Origin of the sequence: Victivallis sp. Marseille-Q1083 (assembly GCF_903645315.1) — a bacterium.
In the GTDB taxonomy this organism is placed as follows: Bacteria; Verrucomicrobiota; Lentisphaeria; order Victivallales; family Victivallaceae; genus UMGS1518.
The window spans coordinates 714,138-738,978 of record NZ_CAHJXL010000001.1 but is presented as its reverse complement, the minus strand read 5'-3'; the positions used below and the strand labels follow the sequence as shown (position 1 = coordinate 738,978).

Here is a 24,841-nt window from a genome sequence, read left to right as displayed (position 1 = left end):
TTACGAATCAAACAAACTGGAAGAGGGCAGTGTTATGAGCAAAAAGGTAATTCATCTGGTTTGCAACCAGCATTTCGACCTGGTCTGGCGGCGGCCGGTCAAATGGTATGTCGAACGCCGGACTAAAATTTATTTTCTGGTCTTGCGGTTGCTGGAACGACATCCGGAAATGACCTATAATTTCAACCAGACACTTCCGTTCCGGCTCTTTCTGGAAGAGCATCCGGAGGTCAGCGGGCGGGTTGGAGCGCTGCTGCAGGCCGGCCGGCTGGAAATTACCGGCGGCCCGGAGAGTATTCCGGACTTGAATATGAGTTCCGCCGCCGCCTGGCTGTGCAATATCGAATCCGGCATGAATTTCTGGCGGCGGGAATTCGGTTACCGGGTGCGGGGCGGGGCGATGGAGGATGCTTTCGGCATTCCGGACATGCTGCCGGCGGTGATCGCCCATTATTACGAATATTTCAAAGCGTCCCGGATGCCCCGGCCCAACCGGGCGGACGTCAACGGCGATTTCCGGTTGACCGGCGCCGACGGTACGACAGTCCGGGCCATCAGCCCGGGAGCGGATTTCAGCTTATGGGGCTGGGGATGTTCACAAAATCCGGACGTGCCGGACTACACGGTCCGGAAACGTTGCGACGTTATCCGGCAGGCGCTGCGGCAGGCCGGCGCGAAAAGCGCCAAACCTGACTCGCTGTTCGTCTTCTGCGGCGAAGAGCAGTTGGTGCTGCCGCAACTGCCGACGCTGGTCCGGGAGATCGCCGCCGAATTTTCCGACCTGGAATTCCGCTTTTCCTCCTATAACGATTATTACGACGCTTTGCCGGCCGGTTACTGGGAGAAAACTCCGGAATACCGGATGCCGGAGGAGGACTTTTCCCGCCTGTTCACCGGCTGTTACGTGTCGCGCAGCCGCAGCAAACGTCAGCCGAAAGTTATCGAAAGCCGGTTGTTCGGCAGCCGGTGCGCCGGAGCGAACGGGCGGATTCCGGCCCGGGCCTGGGAAGCGCTGTTCTATCTGCAGTTTCACGACGCGCTCTGCGGGTGCCATATCGATTCGAACGCCGATTGGCTGGCGGGGCGCGCCGCCGAGGCGGATGCCGCTTTGGCCGGTTTGCCGCTGGCGGTGCCGTGGCGGCGGCGGCTGCCGCCGCTAGGTGGCGTGCCGACCGCCGTATTGGCGAAATGCGGCGTCGTACAATGCGGCGATTGGCAGATCGCCTGGCCTGAAGAATCAAATTTGCCGCAATTGAGCTATCAAGGCCGGCCGGTGGCCATCCCGCAGGTGGTGCTGCGCGAAGAACACGGCACCTTATGGACCGAGGAATACTCCGGCCGCCGGTTTGTCGTGCCGCAGTCGGAAGCGGTTGTAACGGCGTTTACCGGCGACGGGAACAGTTGCCGGATCGAGTTGCACTGGAGCAGCCGGCAACGCTTCCTCGACAAATGGCCGGGTTTCAGCGCCTTGGAATATTATCTGGAACTGTCTTTTCAGTCGGATTGGCCGGGCATGCGGGTGTGTTTCCGGCCGAACCTGCTCGGCAATTCCACCGAAATTGCTCTGCGTTATGACTTGGGCGCTCCGGTCGGGGAGGTCAAGGCCGGCCAGCCGCTGGGCTGGCGATGGCGCGGCAGTTATGAAGCGACCTTGCTGCAGGGCAACTCCTTTCCGGCTTTCGAATGGGTGGGAGGTCCGGCGTTTGCGGTCTTCCATCTGGCGACGCCGGGCTGGGCGCTGCGCGACGGCGGACTGGAAAATATCGTGCTGCGCAGCCCGGTCAAGCGCTGGGCTCCGTGGTTCCCGGTGACGCCGACGGTGAAAATGCATGAAAACGGCTTTCGGGAATTTCAGCAACTCTTCTGGCCTTCACTTCCGTCGGAAGGGGAATGTTTCCGGCTGGCCCGGGAGTACCAGTTGGCCCAGTCGTCGGGCGAATACCGGGGAATTGAAACCGCCCTGTTCGACGACCTGCCGGACAACCTGGTGATACTCGATTGGGATGGCGGCCGCCGGCTGGTGCTGTCGGAGGTGGCCGGTTTCCCGGTTCAATGGCGAAACCAAACATTCAAAGCGCATCAATTGGCGGTTCTGGATAGCAGTATGATATCGGGTCAGAAAGGATAACATGGCAATGAAATGTTTTCAATTTCGTCCGGGTGACCGCTGGATCTGGCTGCCGGACCGTCAGCCGGGAACTCCGGGAGTGGTGGATTTCAAGCGGGAGTGGGATATGGCTTCCGATGGGGAACTGGTTCTGGCACTGTCTGCCGACAATCGTTACCGGGCGACGCTGGATGGTCATTTTCTCGGTGTCGGGCCGACGCGCGGAGATGTTCTCCATTACAGTTACGAGGAGTATCGTTGCTGGCTGACAGCCGGAAAACATCGCCTGGAAGTGGAAGTATATGTGGAGCCGACCGCTCCGCGTGACGCCGACGGTGGCTGGGGAGAAATGCATGCCGGCGGTGGTTTTCTGGCTTCCGGACAAGCTGGAACGGTGGATCTGTCCACTGCCGGAGAATGGCTTTGCCGTGTCAATAACATAAAAAGTGGCCTGCAGTGGAAAGATGCCTGGGACTGCTCCTGGGTAACGCCGGCAGCCCTGATGGAAAAATGGGACTTTACGCAAACTAGCGGGCAATGGCAAAGCCCGGCTGTCCTGGGACGGGTTTACCATTATGGCGAATTGAATAAAATAATAGATCCGGATACTCCCTGGCTGCTGGAGCCGTCCGGCTTGCCGCCGGCGGAACGGAGTCCGGTGGTACCGGAATCAGGCGAAGTCAACGGTAAGATTTCTCCTCCGGGAGGCGTAGTGCGGTTTCGTTTTGCAGTTTACCAGACTGGTTATCCGCATTTGATGTGGCGCGGCGGCGCAGGAAAACTTCGGATTGCGTATGCGGAAGCTCTGGTGGACGGTACTGTCGGAACTCGCGGTTATGGCGATAAGGTGATTTTCCCGGCCGGAGAGTGGGAATTTGAACCGCACTGGTATCGGGCGGGACAGTATATTGAACTGGAATTCAGCGAATTGACGGCAGAAGTGGAATATTCTTTTTCTTACAGCTTCAGTGCGTATCCATTTGAGCTGCGGGCAGAGTTCCACGGCGAAGAAGTGTTGGAAAAAATCTGGGAAGCCGGTTGGCGAACTCATCGCTGCTGTGCGCATGAACATTATGAGGATTGCCCTTTTTATGAGCAGAACCAGTATGTTATGGATAGCCGGATTCAGATGGAAATCAGCCATCTGTTGTGCGGTGATGCCAGGTTGACCAGGCGCGGTATTGAGTCTTTCGGTAATTCGCAGCAGGCGAACGGCATGGTGCAGTCACGCTACCCCACCAAATATTTTCAAATTATTCCGAGCTACGGGCTGCAATGGATTGCGATGATTTATGATGATTGGCAGTATACCGGAGATTTGGAACTGGTGTGCCAATGGCGGCGTAATATTGACCGGGTGCTGGATTATTTCGCTGATTTGCAACGGGCAGACGGCTTGCTGAATCCGGCAGGATACTGGATGTTCTCCGATTGGCGTCCGGAATGGATCGACGGCAGCAGCGCACGGGGGGAAAATGTTCCGGAAGTACTGTTGGCATTGCATTATGCATTGGCGCTGGAACAAACAGCGGAAATGAATGCTGCACTGGGAGGGGGGGCGGCGGCAGAAACATATGCCTCGCAGGCCCGCAGGGTGTGTGATGCGGTGAACCGGGCAGCCTGGTCGCCGGACAGGCTTTTGTACCGTGATACTCCGGAACGGGAATGGTATAGTCAGTATACCAACGCGTTGGCAATTCTGGCCGGAGCGGTTACGGGTCCGGAGGCTATGGCGCTGGCGGAGCGAATTACTGTGGTGCCGATCACAGAAACTTCATTTTTCACAGCACAATATACATTTGAAGTATGGCGGCGATTGGGGCGCGGCGATTTGATGAGAAAAGCATTTGCCCGCTGGGAAAAGCTGATGGAGTGTAATTGTTCTACGTTCCCGGAAGTGCCGGCTGACTGTGCGCCGCGCAGCCTCTGCCATGCCGCCAGTGCTACTCCGTTGATTGCGATGGTGCGCGGTATGCTGGGCGTTACGCCGGGAAAACCGGGATGGCAAACTGTCCGGATCATGCCGGCTTGCGGCGCGGGTTCATGTTCCGGAGTGGTTCCGGTCGGGAAAAACCGGAATTTGCAGATTGCGATTGAAGAATCGGCAGATGCTGCGCAAGTAACACTGCAACTTTCCGGAGACACCGTTTTGCCGGCAGAAGTGAAAATCGGTCCGGATTCATGGCGGTCCCTGCAACTGGCGCCGGGAGAACGCCGTCAGGTCGAAATCAGTTGGTGATTGAAAGGAAGGTTTTGAGGTTATGAGTACCGGTTGTTATTCCCATGCCTGGTATGCTTTGCGGCGGACGCTGGTGCCGTGGCGTTTCGACGAACTGCTCGAAGATCTGGTCGAATCGGCAGTCCGTTTCGGGATCGATGAAGTGATCGTCAAACTTGACGTCGAGGAATTTTTTCATGGTCATCCGTCACTGGAATGGGCTCGTGCTTATCAGCCCAGATTGCTGAAAGTCCGGGAGGAGTTGACCAGGCGGAATATTGTTTATTCACTGAACCCCTGGGTCACCGCCGGACAATGCGACCGCGGCCGCAATGACCTGGAACGTTTGCCCGGTCTGGAACCGGTGGTCGGTCACGACGGCATCCGGGCCAGACATTGCGCCTGTTTTCTGTCGGAAGCGTGGCGGCGGCACATTGCCGCACTCTGGCGTCTGTATGCGGCGACCGAGCCGCAGGTGCTCTGGGTCGAGGATGACATCCGGACCTTTAACCATGAGCCGGTCCGTTACGGCTGTTTCTGCGACCGCCATCTGGCCGAATTCGGCAAACGAATCGGTCGGCCGGTGACGCGCGGGGAATTGGTCGCGGCGATTCTGCAGCCCGGCGAACCGCATCCCTGGCGGGCCGAATATCTGGATATGCAATGCGATATCATGATCGAAACAGCCGGTTTTCTAGCCCGGACCGTCCATGAGGTCAGCCCGGCAACCAGTCTCGGTTTGATGTCGTCGGGGCCGCGGCTGCATTGTCTGGAAGGGCGCGACTGGCGGCGATTTGCGGCGGCGCTGGCTGACGGACGTCCTCTTTACAGCCGTCCGCCGATGTCCAATTATAATGAAGAATCTTTGCGCGGTCTCTATTATTCGCAGGATTCGATCAAACTGACCCGGCATGTGCTGCCGCCGGAAACGGTCGAATTGACCGAAGTGGAAAATGTGCCGTTCACCCGATTTTCCAAGAGCGTCGCTTTCTCTTTTCTGGAAATTGCGCTGTCGTTTGCATATGGCGCGGACGGCGTTACGCTGAATCTCTTTGACCACGTCGGCACTCCGATGGCCGATGAAGCAGAATTCGGCTGGATGCTGGCCGAACGAAAACCGTTTTTGACCGCTTTGAGCCGGGCGACCCTGCCGACCGGAGCGTTCCACGGCGTCCGGCTGTTTCACGAACCGGCGGCGTCGAAGTTCAAGCGGCTTGCGGCTGGCGCCGGTTACGGCGACTTGTGTGAAGACGGTTACAATTTGATGCAGGCGCTGGAGTCGCACGGCATCGCGACGACCTTTACGGCCTCGGAAGTCTCGGCATTGTCCGGCGAGACGGCCCGGGCGCTGGACGATGATGCGCTGATCGGCCTGCTGGCGAAAGGACTGTTCCTGGACGGTCCGGCGGCGCGGATTCTGGTTGAGCGCGGATTCGGTCCTGAAATCGGCCTGGCCGAAGTCGCCGCGCCGTGTCACCGGCGGGATTTGTCCGGCCCGGTGGCGGCGGAAGAAATTCATGATCCGGAGTTCGGCGGCGGCGCGCGCAAATATTTGACGGTGACGCTGCCGACCCTGTGGAGCGACGGCAGATTCTGCCGGTTGAAACCGCGGCCCGGCGCCCGGAGCGTAGCCGATTTCGTCGATCCGGACACCGTCCGGGTGATGCCGGCGATGGTCGCTTTCGTCAACAGCCGTGGCGGCCGGGTCGTCACTCACGCGCTGGATTATCAGAGTGCCTTCGGCGTCTCCTATTGCCATCCGTTTCGGCGCGATCAATTGCACCATGTGGTGAAATTTCTTTACGGGGACCGGTGTCCGGATATTTTGTTTCAAGGCGATGGCGCTTACGCATTGGCGTGGCGCAAAACTGCCGGAAACTTCACCGTGCTGGGTTGTTTCAACTTCAACCTGGACGGCTGGACCCGGTGCCGTTTCACGCTTGCCGCGCCGCCGGAAGCCGGAATGCCCCGCCCTGAACGGCTGACCGAAGCCGGGATTTGGACCGGCGACGACCGCCTGACTGTCTCGCCGCTGCCGGGCGGCTGGCGAATCGATTTTGCCGGTCCGGTCGATTTCCGATTGCCGCTGGTGCTGCGTTTTGCCGGAAACGAAACAACGCATTGACGCATGAATGATTCGCTCCGGCCCGAGCTCCGGAGCGTTGAAGGAGTATCTTGGAAAACGCTCATTCCGGATAGAAAAACGAACCGAACAGCCAGCCGCCTTCGCCGAGCAGCGATGACATCGGCACGAGATAGAGATCGATCGGCCCGGCCGAGTATTTCGTTTTGACGACATGTCCGTCCATCACCGCAAAGACCGCCGCCGCTCCGCCGTGGTCGCGGGTGTAGGGGTTGCCTTTGGCGAAGCGGGAACAGCCGTCGTTCCAGACGGAAACCCCGTCGACGCAGCTCGGGTAAGGGCCTTCCAGGATCATCACCGTCTGTGACGCCATATCGCAGCGGGACAGTTTGCCGCCAAGTCCCCGGGAGGCGTAAGGAAACGGCATCGTGTAAATGCCGACGCCGTTCAGCGTATAGTTGCATTCCCACTGATTGCCGCCCCAATCCTCTACATTGATCTTCCAGCCGAATTGCGGCAGATAATCGGCGTTGCCGGAGTCGCCGTAATCTTTCCAGGGGTTGCTCGGGCATTGGAACAATTCCGGAGTGACGCCGTAATCGTCGACCAGCTTGGCATACCAGAAACGGCTTTGGAAGAAATTGGCAGTCGTTTCGGTCCAGTTGGCTTTGTACATCGGTGCGTAGTCGTCGGAATCATTCGAGTACATGAGGACGCCGAGCGACTGCTGTTTCATGTTGCCGGCGCATTTGATGACTTGGGCGGCTTGCTTGGCTTTGCCGAGCGCCGGCAGCAGCATGCTGGCTAGAATGGCTATGATTGCTATTACTACGAGCAATTCAATCAATGTAAAACTTTTTTTCACATGTCAACCCTTTCTTTTTCATCGTTAAAATTGCTTTTATGACTACGCAAATATTGCGTTATCTCTTTAAAAATTTTCTCTTTAACTTCTTCAACAGTAATTATAGCAAAATTTGCGTAACATGTCAATAGGCCGGATCAAAAAAGTGGAAATTTTTTTTTAAAAACCGTTTTGTTTGATTGAAACTGTTTGAAATAACGAAGGATATCGTTGTGATGAAAAAAATGGCGGGAAAAACGACGATGAGCGGGCAATCGCTATTGACTTTGCCGGGAAAATTCGCTATACTATACGAAAATAACGCAAATATTGCGTTTTTTTATCATAATTATATGATGGAAAGTCGACAGGAGGATTATGAACCGGGATCATTCGGGTGTCAGTATCACCACCATCGCCCGGCAACTGCATACGACCGCCAGCACCGTGTCGCGGGCGCTCAGCGGTCAACCGGGCGTCGGCCGTAAAAAGGCACAGGAGATTATCGCCTATGCCGAAAGCATCGGTTATCGCCCGACTCCTTATTATAACAAACGCTCCAATTGCCTGGCGATGATTTTCCCGGATCAGGAGCTTTCGGTCGACGATCAGTTCCAGCGCGGTTTGATCTATGCCGCCGAACGGTATGCTTCGAAAACCGGCCGGTTTCTTTTTGTCAATTTCGTCGATCCGGCGCACCAGGCCCTGCCGGAGCTGCTGCGGGAACGCCGGGTCGACGGCGTTCTGCTGGCTTCCTATCCGCCGCCGCAGTTCGTCGAGCAAATCCATCGGCACGGTTTGCCAGTGGTGGCGATCGAGGATTTTACCCAGCGGCTTTGTTGCGATTGCGTCATTTCCAATCCCCAGCCGGGCGGCGTCGAATTGATCCGGCGGCTGATTGCCGCGGGCCACCGGAGATTTGCTTTTGTGGTGACCAACCGGACCTTCCCGATGCTCAACCGGCGGTTCCAGGTCATGGAGGAGGTCCTGGCTTTTGCGGGCTTGCGCGTGCCGGAATCCTATTGGCTGGAAAATGTCAAGAATACGATGGTTGCCGGAGCGGAGGCGGTCAAACAACTGCTGGCTCTGCCGGAGCGGCCGGATGCGATCGTTTTTGCCAACGACTTGATCGCTTCCGGCGGCGTGCTTGAACTGTTGAAATCGGGTGTGGCGATTCCGCAGCAGATCAGCGTGGCCGGCTTCGACAATCTGGAAATCGGTGAAGTGCTTACCCCGCCGCTGACCAGCGTCGAACTCCATTTGGATGCCGTGGTGCGGGCCGCCATCGACCGGCTGGCCGAATTGATTGCTGCGGACAATCATTCCGACCATTATACCCAGATCGAAATCAAATCTTCCCTGATCTGGCGCCAGACCTGCCGGGGATAATTTGCCGGAGCCTGATGGTTTGGGTGATGGTTGGAAACCGAATGGTTGCAAGGCCCGTTTGAGGCGAAAAAGAATTTTTTTTGCAAAAAAAATCATAATAACTGCTTACAAACCAATAAATAATTTGTCTTTTTCAAAAAGAGGGATATTGTAAGTGCAGAGGAACGTCTTGAAAAAGATGAATCGTTTTGGTTTTGCTTTCAAAAAAAATGAAGAAAATCATAATCACATTGCTGCTGAGTTGTCTGGCTTTGTCCGGATTCGCCGTTTATCAGTACGATGTCAATTCGGACGGAATCGTTTTCAATGAAAATATGTCGTTGATGATTCATGTGACCAACAACGATTTCTTTAAAAGTCTCGACAGTTTCGGTTATTATGTCAAGGACGGCAAGGGGGTATACCCGCTATGGCGTTTTCGAGGTCGATGCCGCCAAAGGCAAGAAATTCGACTTCGGCAACTTTGCGGCCGGAGAAGAGATCGGTTTTTTCATCGGCAAGGATAATGATTATACGACGTTGTTTACACTGACGCAGCACAGCAATGCGCAGTATAGCCTGGATGCCCTGGGCGATGAAAAGTCGTTGAACGGTAATTTCCGCATCCAGTTGAGGCCTGGCGAATATACCGGACCGGCCGGTCAACCGTTGCCGGGGGTGGTGGCCACCGTGTTGCTCGGCGGCGCCGGAGCGGGATTTTTCGGCTTGCGAAAGAAATGGAAACGTTCCTGAATTTGCCAGTGTTGTTTGACGCCGGTGGCTTTGCCCCGGCGTTTTTTTTGTTTCAGCGCTGCAGGAAAGCCCGGCGTTGCGCTTCCGGGTAATGCTCGATGGCGTAACGCAGCATGGTGCGCGGCATGGCGGTCCGGTGTCTTTGCAGAAAACCGCTGAGAACGTCCCGGTTTCGCTTCCCGATTTCCCGCAGCATCCAGCCGCACGCTTTGTGCATCAAGTCGTGCCGATGGGTCAGAAAACGTTCGGCCAGCCGGAGCGTTTCGTCAAATTCTCCGTGCCGGATCAGGGTCTGGGTTGCCACCACCGCGATCCGCTGCCGCCATAAAAGCGGATCGTCGGCCAGGGATTCGATCACGCCGTTGCCGTGCGCCAACGCATGAATTCCGACAATTCCCGGCGCGCTCAAATCCACCAGATCCCAGTTGTTGATGGCCGTGGCGCTCTGGTCGAGATACAGCTCCAGAATCCGTTCCCGACGCGTTTCGTCGCTCCGATGATACTGGTCGACGAGGATCAGCAGCGCACACAACCGGATCTCATGAAAAGGGTTGGCCAGCAGAACCGTAATTTGCGACAGCGGAAGCTGCCGGAAAATTCCGGCGATCCGGCGGGTTTGCGGGGTGCGGAGGCCGAGGAAACGGTCGCCTTCGCCGTATTGGCCTTGGCCGGTTTTGAAAAAACGCTGAAGCGCCGCCGCCTGGACTGGTGAGCCGGCGGCTTTCATGACTGCTTTTACGGTGCCGGCGTGGATTTTCTGCGGGGCGACCCGCAGCGAGCGGGTATCGCTGCAAGGCAGGAAACCGCATTTCTTCAGGACCCGGCGGGAAGCCGTGTTGGCCGGCTCGCTTTCCGCCGCGACGGCGCCGACACCGGGCTGCCGGAGCGCCCAGCCGCAGAGCGCTTCCAGCGCTTCGGTCATGTAGCCGCGGCGCTGAAAAATGGGATGGATGCCGTAACCGATTTCCACGATTCCGGCATCGTCCGGCACCGCCATGAAACAGGCGCTGCCGACAGCGATATTGCGTTCTTTTAGAATGATCTGCCAATTGGTCATCCAGGGATAAGAAGCCGGAGCTCGAGCCGCCGATTTCGCCAGGGAAGCCATCGCCGCCCGGGCCGGTTCGTCCAGTTCCTGGGCCGAGGCGGCCAGCCCGAGCGCTTTTTCCAAAACCGGCGTGCCGGCCAGCAGTAGTTTCAATTGCGGCAGTTCCAGCGGAATGATTTTCAGGCGTCCGGTTTCCAGCGCGATCATCGGCGGTCCTCCGGCAGGTTTCGCAGCAGCCAGGCGATGTTTTCGCCGAGGTTGCGCATGTTTTCAATCCCTTCGGCATCGTCGCGGACATCGCCGGTATTTTTGCCGTAAACCATGTTCCAATAGGTCGAACCGGCGACGATCATCTCTTTGTTCAGGAAAAAATGATTCATCGTGTCCACTGCCGCCAGGCCGCCGCCGCGTCTCACCGCCGAAACCGCCGCGCCGACTTTACGCTTCAGCAAGCCGGGATTGACGGCCGCGACGACGCCGGCGCGCTCCAGAAACGCTTTCAGCCTGGCGGAAACATCGGCGGAATAGACCGGTGAACCCAGCAGAATGCCGTCCGCGGCGCAGATGGCCTGAAAAACCGTCTGAAATGCATCATTGCCAAAAAGACAGTTTCGTTTGCCGCGGCAGGCGAAACAGCCCCGGCACGGAGCGATCTCCCGGTCCGCCAGTTGAATCAGTTCGGTGGCGATGCCGTGCCGTTCGATTTCCGCCAGCACGGTCCGCAGGATGATGGCGGTGTTGCCGTCTTTCCGGGCGCTGCCGTTGAGGCCGATTACTTTCATTTGAACAAATTCCCGTTCTTTTTGAATTCCGTCATGTTCAGTCCGTCCCTCGGGTTTTGACCGTGGCCAGCGGCGCATGCACCAGCCGGTTATCCCGGAAAAAGCTGTGAAAAAGTGTCAAAACGGTCGCCGGCGCCGCCGGCAGCCGTTGCTTTGCCGCCCAGTCGTCCAATTGCCGGAATTCTTCCGCGGTCGGAACCCGGCGCATCCGACAGAGCGTGATATGCGGCCGGAAAGGCCGGCCTTCTCCGTTGCTGGACAACCGGTCCCAATCGCCGTTCAAGCAGTCGCGGAGTTCCAGCAATTCCGGTACCGGCTTCAGACGGAGGTGGAAGCTTCGCGCCCTGCTTCGCGTCGGAAAGCAGTCGAACTTGTCAGGGAGCAACGGAATGGAGGAAGCCAACCGGAACTGCCGGCAGAATTCCAGCAGTTTTTGCTCATTGGCCGGATCGACATCGCCCAGAAACCGGATTGTCAGGTGCAGGTGCCCGGCCGGAACCGCTTGGCCGCGCTGCAACGGAAGCGGCCGGGCGAGCAGCGCCTGCTTCAAGGTGTCCGGCAGTTCCAGCGCAAAAAATAACCGTTTCCGGCCTTGGGCGGTTCGAAACATGGAGGTTTGGTCGCTTTCCGGTCCGCTTCGGACTATTGCAGGTCGATTTTCCGGTCTTTGAAATAATATTCCCGGTCGCGCTCATTGATTGCCCGCAGGATCCGGCAGGGATTGCCGACGGCGACGACATTGGCCGGAATGTCCCTGGTGACGATGCTGCCGGCGCCGATGACGGCATTGTCGCCGATATGAACGCCGGGCAGGATGACCGCGCCGGCACCGATCCAGACGTTGCTGCCGATATGGACCGGGATATTGAATTGGGCGACTTTCCGCCGGAGTTCCGGCTCCACCGGGTGACCGGCAGTGGCGATGGTTACATTCGGGCCGATCATGACGCTGTCGCCGATGAAAATATCGGTGTCGTCAACCAGCGTCAGGTTGAAATTGGCATAGACGTTGTTGCCGAAATGGGTGTTGCAGCCCCAGTTGGCGTGAAGCGGCGGTTCGATATAACAATTTTCACCGACTTCGGCCAGCAGCTCCTTCAACAATGCCGTCCGCCGCTCCAGCTCCGAAGGACGCGTCCGGTTGAAATCGTAAAGTTTGTCGAGACATTGCAATTGTTCGCGGGCGATTTCTTCATCGGTACAGAAATAGAGTTCTCCGCTTTTCATGCGTTCTCTGGTCGTCATGCTCATGGTTGACCTTTCGCTTTCGGTTTTTGAATCAGTTGCAGACGGGCGGTCCGGGCGCCGTAAGGATCGCGGCCGGCCCGGCAGCTGGGCAATTCGCGTTGATTGCAGCCGTCTGCCGTCCTTGCGTTGCTTTGCCATAAGATATCCATATTTTACCGAATTGCCAGACGGTTTTGCCGTTGCCGGCCGATAAATTCGATTTGACAAACCGGAAACGGCGGATTATACTATTCGGCAGTTATGGATATTTCTTTCGACAGCTTTTTGACGGCCGTCGTGGTCGTAGTTAGTTGCCCGTCCGCATCCACTTCCCGGTAATGCGGACGGGGTCGGTCTTCGCGTAGTTTTTTAACGCTACCGCTTCCACCGGGAATTTCCTTCCCGCTTTTTCCAGGGTTACGCCGTTGCCGTACCGTCGGTTGGAAGGAAACGGAATCTTTCGTCGAAGCAATGGAAAAAGAACGACTTGAAAAGAAATGATTCGTCTATGAAAAAGCTATTATCCAAAGACCCTGTGCAATTGTTGAGCGGGGCGCAGATTGCCGTCAAAACGTTGGAGCGGCTCGGCGTCGAACTCTGTTTCGCCTATCCCGGCGGCTCGGCCGTCGAATTTCACCAGGCGCTGGCCGATTCTGCCATCCGGGTTGTTTTGCCGCGCCATGAACAGGGCGGCGCGTTCGCCGCCGGCGGTTATGCCAGGGCGACGGGAAAAATCGGCGTCTGCATGGCGACCAGCGGACCTGGCGCGACCAATCTGCTGACCGGCATCGCCGATGCCTGGATGGATTCCGTGCCGGTGGTGATCATCACCGGCCAGGTGGAAGCCGGCTTGATCGGCAAGAACGCCTTCCAGGAGACCGATATCATCGGCATGTCCCGGCCGATCGTCAAGCACAGTTATCTGGTGCTCGACCCGGCTGAAATCGGCGCGACGATCGTCGCGGCGTTCGCGTTGGCCGGCAGCGGCCGGCCCGGGCCGGTCTGGATCGACATTCCCAAAAATGTTCAGAAAGCCGTTGCGGAATTTCATTTCGACCCTGGAATGCCGCCCGGACGGGAAAACGCCCGGCAGGCGGTCCGTCCCGAAGAGATCGCCGCCGTCAAGCGGGCGATCGCCCGGGCCCGGCGTCCGTGCATTTATGCCGGCGGCGGCGTCATCGCCGCCGGGGCGGCGGAAGAGTTGCGCCGGTTCGCGGAGGGGTACGGGATTCCGGTCGCAACTTCGCTGATGGGAATCGGCGCGTTTCCGGAAACACATCCTCTGTCATTGAAATTTTTCGGCATGCATGGAAGCTATTGCGCCAACTATGCCGTCAACGAGTGCGATCTGCTGCTGGTGTTCGGTGCCCGTTTCGCCGACCGTTCCACCGGGGATGCGAAAACTTTTGCCGCCGGCGCCCGGATCGTTCACATCGATGTCGATGCTTCGGAAATCAACAAAAACGTTCCGGTTGATCTCGGTATCGTGGCGGATCTCAAAGCGGTTCTGACCGCCTTGAACCGGACGCCGGAACCGGTGCCGCATCCGGAGTGGCTGGAGATGGTCCGGCGGTGGAAAAAGATGCATCCGTTCGCCTATCGGCCGGAGCCGGGGCGGTTGAAGGCGCAGCAGGTCATCGACGCGCTGTACCGCCGGACCGGCGGCAGGGCGATCATCGTTCCCGGCGTCGGCCAGCACCAGATGTGGGCGGCGCAGTATTTTCAATATACCCGTCCGCGCCAGTTGCTAACCTCCGGGGGGCTCGGCTCGATGGGCTTCGGATTGCCTGCCGCAGTGGGCGCGAAGCTGGCCCTGCCGGAGGAGCTGGTGATCAACATCGACGGCGACGGCTCCTTTCAGATGAACATCCAGGAACTGGGCACCATCGCGGCGGAGGAGATCGGCGTGAAGATGATCATCCTGAACAACCGGCATCTCGGCATGGTGGCGCAGATCGAGGATCTGTTTTATCAGGGAAAGCGGGGCAATACCGATTTGCGGACGAAAGCTGAAGCTTCCTTTCCCAAATTTGCCGGCATCGCCAACGCTTACGGCATTCCGGCCCGGGATGTTTATCATCCGGCCGAACTTGAGGCGGCGCTGGATGAAATGCTGGCGTCTCCGGGACCGTTTCTGCTGGATTGCCATACGGTTTATCAGGATCATGTGCTGCCGATGATTCCCGGCGGCAAATCGTACCGGGAGATGATAACCGGATGAAGAATCACCGGACCGGCGGCAGGCCAATTTTTCCGGTCGTCGATTTCGGTCCGGGAGGAAATGATCTCCGGAGCAGCGCGGTTTCCGGGACGGTTCGAGGTTCGGAGCTGCGCCGGGGAAATTCAATTAGCTTTTGATTAGGCCCGTTGTTTTCCGTTTTTTCGGCGGTAATGTAAATGGTGACGCCAGTAAAACGCTTTATGGAATTGTCCTCCGGTTTAGAATGCTGATACAGAAATGAAAAGGGAGGGAGAAAAATGAAAAAAACTCACAGAAATGAAATGGTGGATTTGCCGCCGGCCGAAACGGCGGAGTCGCCGGCTGAAAGATGATTGTTTTAAATTTTACCGTATGATTGAAAAACGGTGGGGTCTGGATGACCCCGCCAACAGGCCGGAAAATTCGTCCGCGACATGGATATGATAAAAATTTAATGATTTTTTTAATGGGACCTATTGCTTTTTTTCTTTTCTTTTGCTATAATTAATTCATGAGCTAAAGCGTTTCAGTAAAATTCCCAATAACCCCCGAAAAAGGAGAGTCAAGATGAAAAAGAGATTCACGCTTATAGAATTGCTGGTAGTGATTGCCATTATCGCAATTCTTGCTTCGATGCTGTTGCCGGCCCTGGGAAAGGCGAAGGGCAAAGCGATGGCGGTCAAATGCCTGTCGAACCTGAAACAGATCGGTTTGTCGTCTATACTTTACAGTGACGACAATAACGACAATCTGATCCAGACCCAGGCGGTCGGCGAATATCTCGATATGTGGGCCGCCTATCTCTGCCGGGAATACGGTGCGAGCGAGGAGCTGATGCAATGCCCGACGGCGGCCGGCGACAATATGTGGGGCTGGAAGGAGAATCCGAGCAAGGCTTATATCAAGGATTGGAAATTGAACACGGTCGGCGGCGGTTACGGCGCGCCGGAATATGCAGGTTACGCGCTCAGCGCCCGGGCGGGCGGGCGCAAGATGTCGAGCCCGCCGGACAATGGTTACGGCCCGTCGGAAATCTGTTATCTGATGGAGGGCAAGCTGTGGTATTTTCAGGTCTATAGCGCCGAGCAGGCCCAGGGCTGGTTCGAGGATGTCGACGTCCGGCACGACCGGCAGCAGGGGATGCTGTTCCTCGACGGCCATGCCGACCGCGACAAATACTCGGGCGACTGGGGATACGTCGGGCGTTATTGCCTGGAAACTCTGTAATCGAAGCAAAGCGGAGAGTTGACTGGCGCGCCGGGCAGAAAGATCAAAGGCTTCTCTGCCCGGTGCGGTTTCCGGCGCCGGAAAAGCCGGTGGCGGCCTTGCGGGGCGTCTTCCAGACCGCCGCTTGCCGGATATTGATTGCTGCCAGGTGATACAGGAGGCGGGAGTTGCCGTGAAAAAGTTGCTGTTGTTTTTTCTTGTGATGGCGGCCGGTGTTGGCTGCGGGGCTGAGGAAATTATTTGCGAGGGAACTTATCCTCTGCATTTGCAGGATGTCGCCTGCGATGACCGTCGGGAGTTTTTTTACTGGAGCTTTACCGATACGCTGGTGAAGACGGATGCCGGCGGCCAAGTCATCGTGACAAAGCATGTTGATGACCATCATGGCGCGCTTACGGTGAAAGACGGTAAAGTTTATATCTCGGTTGCCAAAATATCGGATTGGAACCGGGGAGCGGATTCGTCGCAGACTTATGTATATGACGCCGATGATTTGTCTTTTATCGAAAAGATTCCCCATCGCGAGTCGCGCGGACGGGATGCGATTGCGACCACCGGAGACGGTGGATTCGCGATCGGGATTTGCGATCTTTTTTATGACAAAAGTGAATTCCGCTCTATTTGCACTTATGACAAAGAGTTCAATTTCCTGAAGACGTATCCGATCAAAGTCCGCGGGAATATTTACGGCGGAGCGCAGACGATGAAACGTTTCGCCGACGGCTACATGATCGCATTTTATGGGAAGTTCGTGGTTACCGACCAAGCGTTCACCCCGGTCAAATATTATAAAGTGGATGCCGCCTGCGGGTTTATCGTGCTGGAGCCGACCAAAATTTTGGTGGCGGAGTTGTTTGATTACGTCAAGGGAAAAAACTGCCGGGCGAAATTGGTCGAAGTCGATTTGACAGAAGAGCTTATTGATGAATAACAATTTTGCTTTTTTTAGGTCGGTCAAATTTTCAGCCGCCGGAATCGGCGGGAATTGGAAACAGGGTGGAAGTGAAGCGGAGTTTCCCCTTGCCGTTTGCCTGGTGATAGAAGAGCCGCCATAAAAAATGGCCACTTGAAAAAGTAAACGCACGTTTGTCAAATTAACAGCCCCACCCTCAAAAATTTGTGCATTCAGTTAGCCAAAGCGGTAAAAAGACATAGAATTTCTCTCTTGCTGCAACAGGAAAGTTTACTTTTTGTGCGTTTTTCCTGACAAAAAAGACAACAATCCTCCGTGGTGTTACGTTCAGGCTATTTTTCGGACATTGTAAACGCACACTATGAATTTGACAAACCTTCCTTAAGCAGGAAAGGACTATTTAGCCTGAATATTGCGTAAATTTTCAAAAACAAAGAGGCAGATTCTCGACTAACGTATTATATTGTAATATCTTACATCACAATATAACGCCGAGGTCTGCCAATGACAAAATGTAATGTTTCGATTCCGGTCTTTCAAGGTCCGAAAAGCAGAAAAATTGAATTCAATTTCGCCGGTGGAGATATCAGCAGTGACGGCGGGTTGCTTTTTGTGAAAGAATTCGACCGCAAACCCGGTTTGACCCGGCGCGCCGGTAACCTGCTGGATTCTTTTGATATTCGACAGCCCGGAAAAGTTGAGCATTCCTATCTGAGCATGCTTCGTCAACGAGTTTTTGGTTTGGTTGCCGGCCATGAAGATCTCAATGACCATCATGAATTGCGAACTGATCCGCTGATTCAAACTGTTGTCGGTCGTGATCGTCAACTCGCCACTCCAAGCACTTTATGTCGATTCGAAAATGGAATCGATCGTCGTGCTTGCGTAGATTTGAGCCGATTGTTTGTCGAATTCTTTATCGAAAGTTTTTCCACGCCGCCTCGAGAATTGATTCTTGATTTCGATGCTACCGATGACCTCACTTACGGGATGCAGGAAAATCGCTTTTTTCATGGCTATTATGACCACTATTGCTTTTTGCCGTTGTATGTTTTCTGCGGGGATCAATTGCTTGTGGCTTATTTGCGTCCATCAAAAATTGATGCGGCCAAGCATGCTTGGGCGATTCTCTCGCTACTGGTAAAGCGCTTTCGGCAGAAATGGCCGAAGGTTAAGATTATTTTCCGGGGAGACAGTGGCTTTTGTCGGCAGAAAATGCTGAACTGGTGTGATAAAAATGAGGTCAAATATATTGTCGGATTGGCGAAAAATCCACGTTTGCTGGAATTATCAAAAGATCTTCAAGTGAAAGCGGAAGCACTTTACAACGAAACACATGAAAAAGCAAAACTGTTTACTCAGTTCGAATATGCGGCAGGAACTTGGAAATACCCGCGCCGGGTGATTGCCAAAGCGGAATTCAACTCCCCCGGACCGAATAATCGTTTTATCGTCACCAATCTTGATGATGATGGACAATATCTTTATGAAAAAGTCTATTGCGCCCGAGGTGAGATGGAAAACAGGATCAAGGAACAGCAGCTGGATCTTTTCGCTGATCGGACGAGCTGCCATGACTTTGCGGCAAATCAATTCCGGCTTCTGCTTTCAAGTTTGGCTTATATTCTCATGGAACGGTTTCGGGCATTGTTGTTGACAGGAACTCAATTTGCCGAGGCTACCTGCGGCAGCATTCGCTTATACCTGGTGAAAATCGGTGCCATTATTCGGCGGAATACCAGAAAAATTTATGTTGCTCTTTCAAGTGCTTGTCCAAATCAGGAACTCCTCCGCTTGATCGCTGCGAAAATCATCGCTTGGGAATAAAACCTTGGAGAGCTGTCCCCGGCTCGCCGAACAACAACGGGGGAAAGGGGGAATATGCTCAATTTGCAAAAAAACGACAATATCCGACTCTGAAAATAAAAACTTCCGAATCTTCTGAACATTTCTCGACGATTCGAAAGTTTCATGCAACATTCAGGTTAGCGATCAAATCGGGCAATAAATGAATCGTCTTTTCACAGATGTGTTCAATGCCCAGCTTGACCAAAATCTCCTTTCCGTAAAGCTTTTTGAAGAGTATGGTTGCCGATACGTCGTTGAGGCTCCTCCTGGCAAGGCTATTGATATGCGACACCACTGTATTGATGTCTTCTTGCCTGAAGTGTTCCAAATCTCTCCCTTTGGGGATCATTTTGCGAAGGTTGAATCGTAAGCAGGACTTTGCCTGGCACGCTGTCCATTTCCACAACCGGAGAATCCGGGTGCTCTTCATTGTACTTTTTGAAGTCGTCATATGTTCTGTCTATCCTGCATCTGGTATCGACCTTGTGTTCAATCGGCTTTCGCTTGCGCGGTTTCATACTGCATGATCTCGGCATATCTCCCCCGCTTGGTCCGGATGATTCCCGCGTTGATATAGCGGTACACCGTTTTTTCGTAAACGGTGAAACGATCCGGGTTGGAAACCACGATATGATGGACAGACTGTCCGTTTTGCGTACCGTCATGAATGATATTGCTTAGCGCAGCTCGCTCGGCCTCGGTGAGATTGGCGCCGTTCCTTGACTCAATCAGTAACTGACGATATTCGTGCGAAGACGCAAGGTAGTATTGCTTCCTCAATACGCACTTGAATTCATCCGGACAGCCGTTGCAGACATAAGGCGGCTGGGATAATTTCGGACAAATCTCCTCGTGAAACCCGGGACAAACATGATTGCAGATCCTGCAGGCACTGCATCTTCGCCGGCACCTTCTGCCGCTGCACAAGTGCCAAACATCACAATTCAGGCGGTGAATGCAGCGATTCGATATACGCCCTGACGCTCCTTTTTCACTCGCTTGACGGTGCTTCAACACTTCGCGGGAAATTGTTGTTCGCGACTTGCCCAATTGCCGGGCAATCTGTTGAAGAGATCGTCGCCGGTGAAGCCAGGCTTCAATCTTCAGACGATCCGATTCTGTTAGATGCGCCACTTTCTTTTTCCTCCTGATTCTGCTTGTTGCGCCATCGCATTTGTCAAACTAAACGCTCCCCCTCCCCGGGGGAGGGGGGATGCATGGCCTTTTTGACAATATCAAAAGGATCATTATCTGTAAAACTCTTTTCCGGCAGATTAAACACAACTTATACTATTTGTCAAACTGAATGCGACCTCCTTCTTTGCGACAAACTAAATGCAACCTGTCTATTTTCTGCGGTGCGTTTACTTTTTCAATTGACCCCCATTAAAAAATGTCGAAAAAAACGATAACTTTCCTGCCGAAGGGTTGACTTTTTTTCATTTTTTTGCTATACTTTATCATTATGGAGTAAAGCGCTTTACTGGTCAGTAGGACCTGAATCAATTGTTGTTCGACAATCGCGAGGTGGAAAGCGATTGAAGACCTTCGACCGGTTGATGTGAAAAAACACCACCGGCGGAGGACGGATGATAGGCCGGGAGAAAGGGCGTACAAAGAGGAGAAAAAATTCATGAAAGACGATTTTTTCGAGGCGTCGCCAGCTTCCGGAATGGATCCGGTGGAAATCGCAGGTGAAATTCATCGGTATGGTCGCGGCGGCAGGAACATTGACAACCCTCGATAAAAAATAAAGTCAATTGGTCATGCGGTGAGTGGCCGGCATGATCGGTTCCAAAGCTTACACCATCCTTTGGGGGCTGTTCCCGGTCTGAGCAATCAGGCCGGGAACTTTTTGTATCTGCAATGATGAAAATCAAAGTAACCAGGAGCCAGGGGAGAGAGTTTCACCTGAATCTGGCGGCGGATGATTATCAATTGGAATAGGAACAAGTTACCGGAGGATGGAAAGGCCGGCTGGCTTCGGATTTCAATCTGCAGTTCATGAATGTCGCATCAGCGGAGCAGCAATCCGGCGGCATTGGAAAAATTAACGCATCGGCGGAATGGCGGCGGGAGAGGCGGGGATGGCAACCAATTCATAGGACGTTTCAGATGAGTTCTGGGTAGCCGGCTATGCAAAAGCCCGATGTGAGAAGGAAAAATCTTTTCAAGCCGTATTTTCCCGATTGGCAACTCAGTCATCAATCGAACCGGACAGAAAGGGCGGCCGTTATCAGGATAAAAACTTATTCTGCAAACCGTCCTCAGAACTTTTCCAGTCTACCCTGAATATTGCATGAAACTTTCGAATCGTCGAGAAATGTTCAGAAGATTCGGAAGTTTTTATTTTCAGAGTCGGATATTGTCGTTTTTTTGCAAATTGAGCATATTCCCCCTTTCCCCCGTTGTTGTTCGGCGAGCCGGGGACAGCTCTCCAAGGTTTTATTCCCAAGCGATGATTTTCGCAGCGATCAAGCGGAGGAGTTCCTGATTTGGACAAGCACTTGAAAGAGCAACATAAATTTTTCTGGTATTCCGCCGAATAATGGCACCGATTTTCACCAGGTATAAGCGAATGCTGCCGCAGGTAGCCTCGGCAAATTGAGTTCCTGTCAACAACAATGCCCGAAACCGTTCCATGAGAATATAAGCCAAACTTGAAAGCAGAAGCCGGAATTGATTTGCCGCAAAGTCATGGCAGCTCGTCCGATCAGCGAAAAGATCCAGCTGCTGTTCCTTGATCCTGTTTTCCATCTCACCTCGGGCGCAATAGACTTTTTCATAAAGATATTGTCCATCATCATCAAGATTGGTGACGATAAAACGATTATTCGGTCCGGGGGAGTTGAATTCCGCTTTGGCAATCACCCGGCGCGGGTATTTCCAAGTTCCTGCCGCATATTCGAACTGAGTAAACAGTTTTGCTTTTTCATGTGTTTCGTTGTAAAGTGCTTCCGCTTTCACTTGAAGATCTTTTGATAATTCCAGCAAACGTGGATTTTTCGCCAATCCGACAATATATTTGACCTCATTTTTATCACACCAGTTCAGCATTTTCTGCCGACAAAAGCCACTGTCTCCCCGGAAAATAATCTTAACCTTCGGCCATTTCTGCCGAAAGCGCTTTACCAGTAGCGAGAGAATCGCCCAGGCATGCTTGGCCGCATCAATTTTTGATGGACGCAAATAAGCCACAAGCAATTGATCCCCGCAGAAAACATACAACGGCAAAAAGCAATAGTGGTCATAATAGCCATGAAAAAAGCGATTTTCCTGCATCCCGTAAGTGAGGTCATCGGTAGCATCGAAATCAAGAATCAATTCTCGAGGCGGCGTGGAAAAACTTTCGATAAAGAATTCGACAAACAATCGGCTCAAATCTACGCAAGCACGACGATCGATTCCATTTTCGAATCGACATAAAGTGCTTGGAGTGGCGAGTTGACGATCACGACCGACAACAGTTTGAATCAGCGGATCAGTTCGCAATTCATGATGGTCATTGAGATCTTCATGGCCGGCAACCAAACCAAAAACTCGTTGACGAAGCATGCTCAGATAGGAATGCTCAACTTTTCCGGGCTGTCGAATATCAAAAGAATCCAGCAGGTTACCGGCGCGCCGGGTCAAACCGAGTTTGCGGTCGAATTCTTTCACAAAAAGCAACCCGCCGTCACTGCTGATATCTCCACCGGCGAAATTGAATTCAATTTTTCTGCTTTTCGGACCTTGAAAGACCGGAATCGAAACATTACATTTTGTCATTGGCAGACCTCGGCGTTATATTGTGATGTAAGATATTACAATATAATACGTTAGTCGAGAATCTGCCTCTTTGTTTTTGAAAATTTACGCAATATTCAGGCTACTGCATCCGCAAGCTTTACCAGCGCGTAATGCGATGACACGATATCCCGAAGCAACGGTTTGAAAAATTGTATCGCAACTACTGCTTTTCGTCATCATTTTGCAAGAGTTTTTTCTCCATGAATACCTTTGTATGAGCTTCTCGGGATACTCTCCGGCAAGAGAATCGATTTTTGCATAATTACAACCTTTACTACTTCGATATAAATGATACTTGTTTGCGCCGCTCGAATAGAGCGGCTTCTGCTATCGGATTGGCATCATATTTGTCCATCATGACAAGCTCACATATCTTTTATAAAAACAAACAGGTTTGTCTATTGAGTATATAACTGCATTTGTTGTTATTATTATTCATTTATCTTGATAAATTATTTTTATTAAAGTTATGAATTATTTTTCTCTGATTATAAATCGTAATTACATTAATTATAAGCGATACTATTGATAAAATAAATATACATAAATAAAAGATTGATGAATAAAAAATTGCTTCAACTAATGACTTTGATTCATACAAAACGTATTGCGGAGTTATTTATATTGCATTTTCATTTTGATTATAATTATTTAATATTTGTTCTTTACCTTTTATGATATCATGCATCATGGACATCGTTGTAACTGAAAGAATAATAGTCCCTACTATCGCTGCAAAAACGAAAGTGTTAATAATCACGATTTCCGTAAAACCAAATTTTTTCATTTACTGCCTTCATATTACTTGTTTGCTACTTCTATTTTCATTGTAATAATTGTCGATATTCCAGCGGCCGTACCGGTATAGGTATACAGATTGACAGTTCTGAGATTCAAGACAGTCATTCTTTACTTCTGAGATTGATTTTCTCTAAAGCGGCTTGGGCCGGTTTTTGTACGCGGGGATCGGTTTGCTTACTCAGGTTTTCGAGACAGGGAATGTCCGTGGCGTCGCCCAAATAACCGACGGCGGCGATGGCTGACGCTCGGAGCATAATGTCTTTGCTGGTTTTCATCAGCTCCCGGGCCTGCGGCAAGGCGCGTTTGTCTCCGGCTTCTCCGCAGGCTTGCAGCAAGGGTAATTTGGAAGCATTGGAACAATCCGGCTGATTCAATACTTCGACAATCCTGTCCATGATCGCCTGCTTGTCGAATCCGGGATAGTCGGACATCTGCCAGAGCATATAACCGGCAGTTCCGGCGATCCGGTTCTGCCATTCGTTCAAGGCTTCTTCCAGCCCGGCTTTCAGGATTTTGCGGTCGGCTTCTCCGACGTAACGATAATACTTGCCGAAAAATTGGACGCAGTAATCCCGCCAAGTCACATCATAGGATTTATCCCGGAACATGGTATCGAGATGTTTGGCTAGCTCTTTGGGAACTCTCTCCTGCCAGATCAATGCCCAGGTCAATTCATTTTTCAAGCCGTTGAACTCCAGATCCGGCAGTTCCTGATCTTCAAGCTTTTGAAAGAGAAAATTATAGAAAGCATCAATCTGGTCCTGCGGCAGATTTCTACCCAGTGCATGTATGGCTTGAACGCGAGGCAGGTAAGCCTTATCGTCGGTCATTCCGACGATAAGCTTGACATTTTCAGGTAAAGAAGTAATTGTTATTATGGGAAGATCAGTCTTAGATTCAGGTAATTTATCTGCATGAGCAATATCACACAATAATAGACATAATCCCATGGGAAACCATAAAACGCGTTTCATTTTTCCACCCTTTATTTATGCTGTTGCAGATATCTGTTTCGGGCAAAATAATTGCCATTGCGTATCATCAAATCCGATTTTTGCGGCTTCCTGATAATATTTTTCTCTTACGTCATCGTCGTTACCGATAAGCGTCCAGTAAATATATGCCCACAACGGAAAAAGAGCTTTTTCCAAAGGATCTTCCGCATTGGGATCAGGTCGAAATAAACTTATCAATGCTTTATCCCGTGAATCTATATATTGTTGTAATTCATCAGGAATTGGTGTTTTGGCAGAAAACCACGTTAAGAAAAACCAGCGATAACCATTTTTATAATCTAATTTTTGTGAAAAATAATATTTGCCAATTTCTTGTGAGAGAACAATATCACATTGACGCAATGCTTTTGTGCTCTTAGAGACAAAATTATTTACAGTAAATTTATTTCCCAATGATTTATGAAATTTATAACCATACACATAATAAAAATAAATAATACGATAAAAGTATATTAATGTCATTAAGATTGCGCCAACTGTATATATTGGGAGACTAGTTGGAAATATAAAAAAACAAAAATAACAGTTATGCACCCTAAAATAATGGTTAATAATATATGGATCCCCCAAATAAAAACGTAAGAGAATTGGAAATATTCTTTATTTTTATCAATTTT

21 protein-coding genes are annotated in these 24,841 nt (G+C 52.5%); 9 read left to right on the top strand and 12 right to left on the bottom strand.

The window, feature by feature from the left end:
* The first annotated feature begins 34 nt into the window (after window positions 1-34).
* The 3 genes from HWX74_RS02910 to HWX74_RS02900 are packed head-to-tail and all read left to right on the top strand — an operon-like array spanning window position 35 to window position 6,450.
* Window positions 35-2,128: a hypothetical protein gene (locus tag HWX74_RS02910; RefSeq protein WP_176012116.1), complete on the top strand. Its 2,094-nt coding sequence runs from the start codon at window positions 35-37 to the stop codon at window positions 2,126-2,128.
* Between the two features lie 7 nt (window positions 2,129-2,135).
* The gene (locus tag HWX74_RS02905; RefSeq protein WP_176012115.1) at window positions 2,136-4,346 is read left to right on the top strand and encodes a hypothetical protein; all 2,211 of its coding nucleotides are present in this window, start codon (window positions 2,136-2,138) and stop codon (window positions 4,344-4,346) included.
* Between the two features lie 22 nt (window positions 4,347-4,368).
* Window positions 4,369-6,450, top strand: a complete 2,082-nt coding sequence (locus HWX74_RS02900; protein WP_176012114.1) for a hypothetical protein — start codon at window positions 4,369-4,371, stop codon at window positions 6,448-6,450.
* Between the two features lie 61 nt (window positions 6,451-6,511).
* Here HWX74_RS02900 and HWX74_RS02895 read toward each other — a convergent pair whose 3' ends face one another.
* The gene (locus HWX74_RS02895) at window positions 6,512-7,273 is read right to left on the bottom strand and encodes a type II secretion system protein (protein WP_176012113.1); all 762 of its coding nucleotides are present in this window, start codon (window positions 7,271-7,273) and stop codon (window positions 6,512-6,514) included.
* 357 nt (window positions 7,274-7,630) lie between these two features.
* Here HWX74_RS02895 and HWX74_RS02890 point away from each other — a divergent pair, with 357 nt between their 5' ends.
* Window positions 7,631-8,641: a LacI family DNA-binding transcriptional regulator gene (locus tag HWX74_RS02890; protein WP_176012112.1), complete on the top strand. Its 1,011-nt coding sequence runs from the start codon at window positions 7,631-7,633 to the stop codon at window positions 8,639-8,641.
* A 378-nt stretch (window positions 8,642-9,019) separates the two neighbouring features.
* Window positions 9,020-9,373: a hypothetical protein gene (locus HWX74_RS02885; RefSeq protein ID WP_176012111.1), complete on the top strand. Its 354-nt coding sequence runs from the start codon at window positions 9,020-9,022 to the stop codon at window positions 9,371-9,373.
* Between the two features lie 52 nt (window positions 9,374-9,425).
* Here HWX74_RS02885 and HWX74_RS02880 read toward each other — a convergent pair whose 3' ends face one another.
* The 4 genes from HWX74_RS02880 to HWX74_RS20610 are packed head-to-tail and all read right to left on the bottom strand — an operon-like array spanning window position 9,426 to window position 12,448.
* On the bottom strand, window positions 9,426-10,628 hold the full coding sequence (locus HWX74_RS02880) for a GNAT family N-acetyltransferase (protein WP_176012110.1): 1,203 nt from the start codon (window positions 10,626-10,628) through the stop codon (window positions 9,426-9,428).
* Window positions 10,625-11,203 carry a flavodoxin family protein gene (locus HWX74_RS02875; protein ID WP_176012109.1) on the bottom strand — a complete coding sequence of 193 codons (579 nt, stop codon included), beginning with the start codon at window positions 11,201-11,203 and terminating at the stop codon, window positions 10,625-10,627. Before HWX74_RS02875 ends, HWX74_RS02880 begins: the two co-directional genes overlap by 4 nt.
* Before the next feature lie 37 nt (window positions 11,204-11,240).
* Window positions 11,241-11,813 (bottom strand): RNA 2',3'-cyclic phosphodiesterase, encoded by a 573-nt coding sequence (thpR, locus tag HWX74_RS02870; RefSeq protein ID WP_176012108.1) that lies wholly within the window; start codon window positions 11,811-11,813, stop codon window positions 11,241-11,243.
* Window positions 11,814-11,845: 32 nt separating this feature from the next.
* Complete coding sequence (locus tag HWX74_RS20610) at window positions 11,846-12,448, bottom strand: sugar O-acetyltransferase (protein ID WP_176014523.1); 603 nt, start codon at window positions 12,446-12,448, stop codon at window positions 11,846-11,848.
* Window positions 12,449-12,938: 490 nt separating this feature from the next.
* Between HWX74_RS20610 and ilvB the strand changes: the two genes are divergently transcribed.
* Together ilvB and HWX74_RS02855 are read left to right on the top strand one after the other, a co-directional pair.
* Window positions 12,939-14,651, top strand: coding sequence for a biosynthetic-type acetolactate synthase large subunit (ilvB, locus tag HWX74_RS02860; protein WP_176012107.1), 1,713 nt, complete (start codon window positions 12,939-12,941; stop codon window positions 14,649-14,651).
* 546 nt (window positions 14,652-15,197) lie between these two features.
* Window positions 15,198-15,857, top strand: a complete 660-nt coding sequence (locus HWX74_RS02855; RefSeq protein WP_176012106.1) for a type II secretion system protein — start codon at window positions 15,198-15,200, stop codon at window positions 15,855-15,857.
* Window positions 15,858-15,900: 43 nt separating this feature from the next.
* Here the strand turns inward: HWX74_RS02855 and HWX74_RS02850 are convergent, their stop codons facing one another.
* Complete coding sequence (locus HWX74_RS02850) at window positions 15,901-16,242, bottom strand: hypothetical protein (protein ID WP_176012105.1); 342 nt, start codon at window positions 16,240-16,242, stop codon at window positions 15,901-15,903.
* Here HWX74_RS02850 and HWX74_RS02845 point away from each other — a divergent pair.
* Together HWX74_RS02845 and HWX74_RS02840 are read left to right on the top strand one after the other, a co-directional pair.
* A complete protein-coding gene (locus HWX74_RS02845; RefSeq protein WP_176012104.1) occupies window positions 16,216-16,788 on the top strand; it encodes a hypothetical protein in 573 nt (190 codons plus the stop codon). The two genes, HWX74_RS02850 and HWX74_RS02845, sit on opposite strands and share 27 nt — an antisense overlap.
* Before the next feature lie 486 nt (window positions 16,789-17,274).
* Entirely contained in the window at window positions 17,275-18,597 is a 1,323-nt protein-coding gene (locus HWX74_RS02840) for an IS1380 family transposase (RefSeq protein ID WP_176012103.1), read from the top strand.
* A gap of 142 nt (window positions 18,598-18,739) precedes the next feature.
* Here the strand turns inward: HWX74_RS02840 and HWX74_RS02835 are convergent, their stop codons facing one another.
* The 6 genes from HWX74_RS02835 to HWX74_RS02810 form a co-directional block, all read right to left on the bottom strand.
* Entirely contained in the window at window positions 18,740-19,069 is a 330-nt protein-coding gene (locus HWX74_RS02835; protein ID WP_176012102.1) for a hypothetical protein, read from the bottom strand.
* 38 nt (window positions 19,070-19,107) lie between these two features.
* On the bottom strand, window positions 19,108-19,752 hold the full coding sequence (locus HWX74_RS02830) for a helix-turn-helix domain-containing protein (protein ID WP_176012101.1): 645 nt from the start codon (window positions 19,750-19,752) through the stop codon (window positions 19,108-19,110).
* A 1,311-nt stretch (window positions 19,753-21,063) separates the two neighbouring features.
* Window positions 21,064-22,386: an IS1380 family transposase gene (locus HWX74_RS02825; protein ID WP_176012100.1), complete on the bottom strand. Its 1,323-nt coding sequence runs from the start codon at window positions 22,384-22,386 to the stop codon at window positions 21,064-21,066.
* A gap of 640 nt (window positions 22,387-23,026) precedes the next feature.
* Window positions 23,027-23,194, bottom strand: a complete 168-nt coding sequence (locus HWX74_RS02820; RefSeq protein ID WP_176012099.1) for a hypothetical protein — start codon at window positions 23,192-23,194, stop codon at window positions 23,027-23,029.
* A gap of 115 nt (window positions 23,195-23,309) precedes the next feature.
* Window positions 23,310-24,182: a HEAT repeat domain-containing protein gene (locus HWX74_RS02815; RefSeq protein WP_176012098.1), complete on the bottom strand. Its 873-nt coding sequence runs from the start codon at window positions 24,180-24,182 to the stop codon at window positions 23,310-23,312.
* 15 nt (window positions 24,183-24,197) lie between these two features.
* Complete coding sequence (locus HWX74_RS02810) at window positions 24,198-24,566, bottom strand: hypothetical protein (protein ID WP_176012097.1); 369 nt, start codon at window positions 24,564-24,566, stop codon at window positions 24,198-24,200.
* Between the last annotated feature and the right edge of the window lie 275 nt (window positions 24,567-24,841).

Bases quoted from the DNA above. Each gene is read 5' to 3' on its own strand.
- HWX74_RS02910 (WP_176012116.1), top strand. From the start codon at position 35: ATGAGCAAAAAGGTAATTCATCTGGTTTGCAACCAGCATTTCGACCTG.
- HWX74_RS02905 (WP_176012115.1), top strand. From the start codon at position 2,136: ATGAAATGTTTTCAATTTCGTCCGGGTGACCGCTGGATCTGGCTGCCG.
- HWX74_RS02900 (WP_176012114.1), top strand. From the start codon at position 4,369: ATGAGTACCGGTTGTTATTCCCATGCCTGGTATGCTTTGCGGCGGACG.
- HWX74_RS02890 (WP_176012112.1), top strand. From the start codon at position 7,631: ATGAACCGGGATCATTCGGGTGTCAGTATCACCACCATCGCCCGGCAA.
- HWX74_RS02885 (WP_176012111.1), top strand. From the start codon at position 9,020: ATGTCAAGGACGGCAAGGGGGTATACCCGCTATGGCGTTTTCGAGGTC.
- HWX74_RS02880 (WP_176012110.1), bottom strand. From the start codon at position 10,628: ATGATCGCGCTGGAAACCGGACGCCTGAAAATCATTCCGCTGGAACTG.
- HWX74_RS02875 (WP_176012109.1), bottom strand. From the start codon at position 11,203: ATGAAAGTAATCGGCCTCAACGGCAGCGCCCGGAAAGACGGCAACACC.
- thpR (WP_176012108.1), bottom strand. From the start codon at position 11,813: ATGTTTCGAACCGCCCAAGGCCGGAAACGGTTATTTTTTGCGCTGGAA.
- HWX74_RS20610 (WP_176014523.1), bottom strand. From the start codon at position 12,448: ATGACGACCAGAGAACGCATGAAAAGCGGAGAACTCTATTTCTGTACC.
- ilvB (WP_176012107.1), top strand. From the start codon at position 12,939: ATGAAAAAGCTATTATCCAAAGACCCTGTGCAATTGTTGAGCGGGGCG.
- HWX74_RS02855 (WP_176012106.1), top strand. From the start codon at position 15,198: ATGAAAAAGAGATTCACGCTTATAGAATTGCTGGTAGTGATTGCCATT.
- HWX74_RS02850 (WP_176012105.1), bottom strand. From the start codon at position 16,242: ATGATGGTCATCAACATGCTTTGTCACGATGACTTGGCCGCCGGCATC.
- HWX74_RS02840 (WP_176012103.1), top strand. From the start codon at position 17,275: ATGACAAAATGTAATGTTTCGATTCCGGTCTTTCAAGGTCCGAAAAGC.
- HWX74_RS02835 (WP_176012102.1), bottom strand. From the start codon at position 19,069: ATGACGACTTCAAAAAGTACAATGAAGAGCACCCGGATTCTCCGGTTG.
- HWX74_RS02825 (WP_176012100.1), bottom strand. From the start codon at position 22,386: ATGACAAAATGTAATGTTTCGATTCCGGTCTTTCAAGGTCCGAAAAGC.
- HWX74_RS02820 (WP_176012099.1), bottom strand. From the start codon at position 23,194: ATGAAAAAATTTGGTTTTACGGAAATCGTGATTATTAACACTTTCGTT.
- HWX74_RS02815 (WP_176012098.1), bottom strand. From the start codon at position 24,182: ATGAAACGCGTTTTATGGTTTCCCATGGGATTATGTCTATTATTGTGT.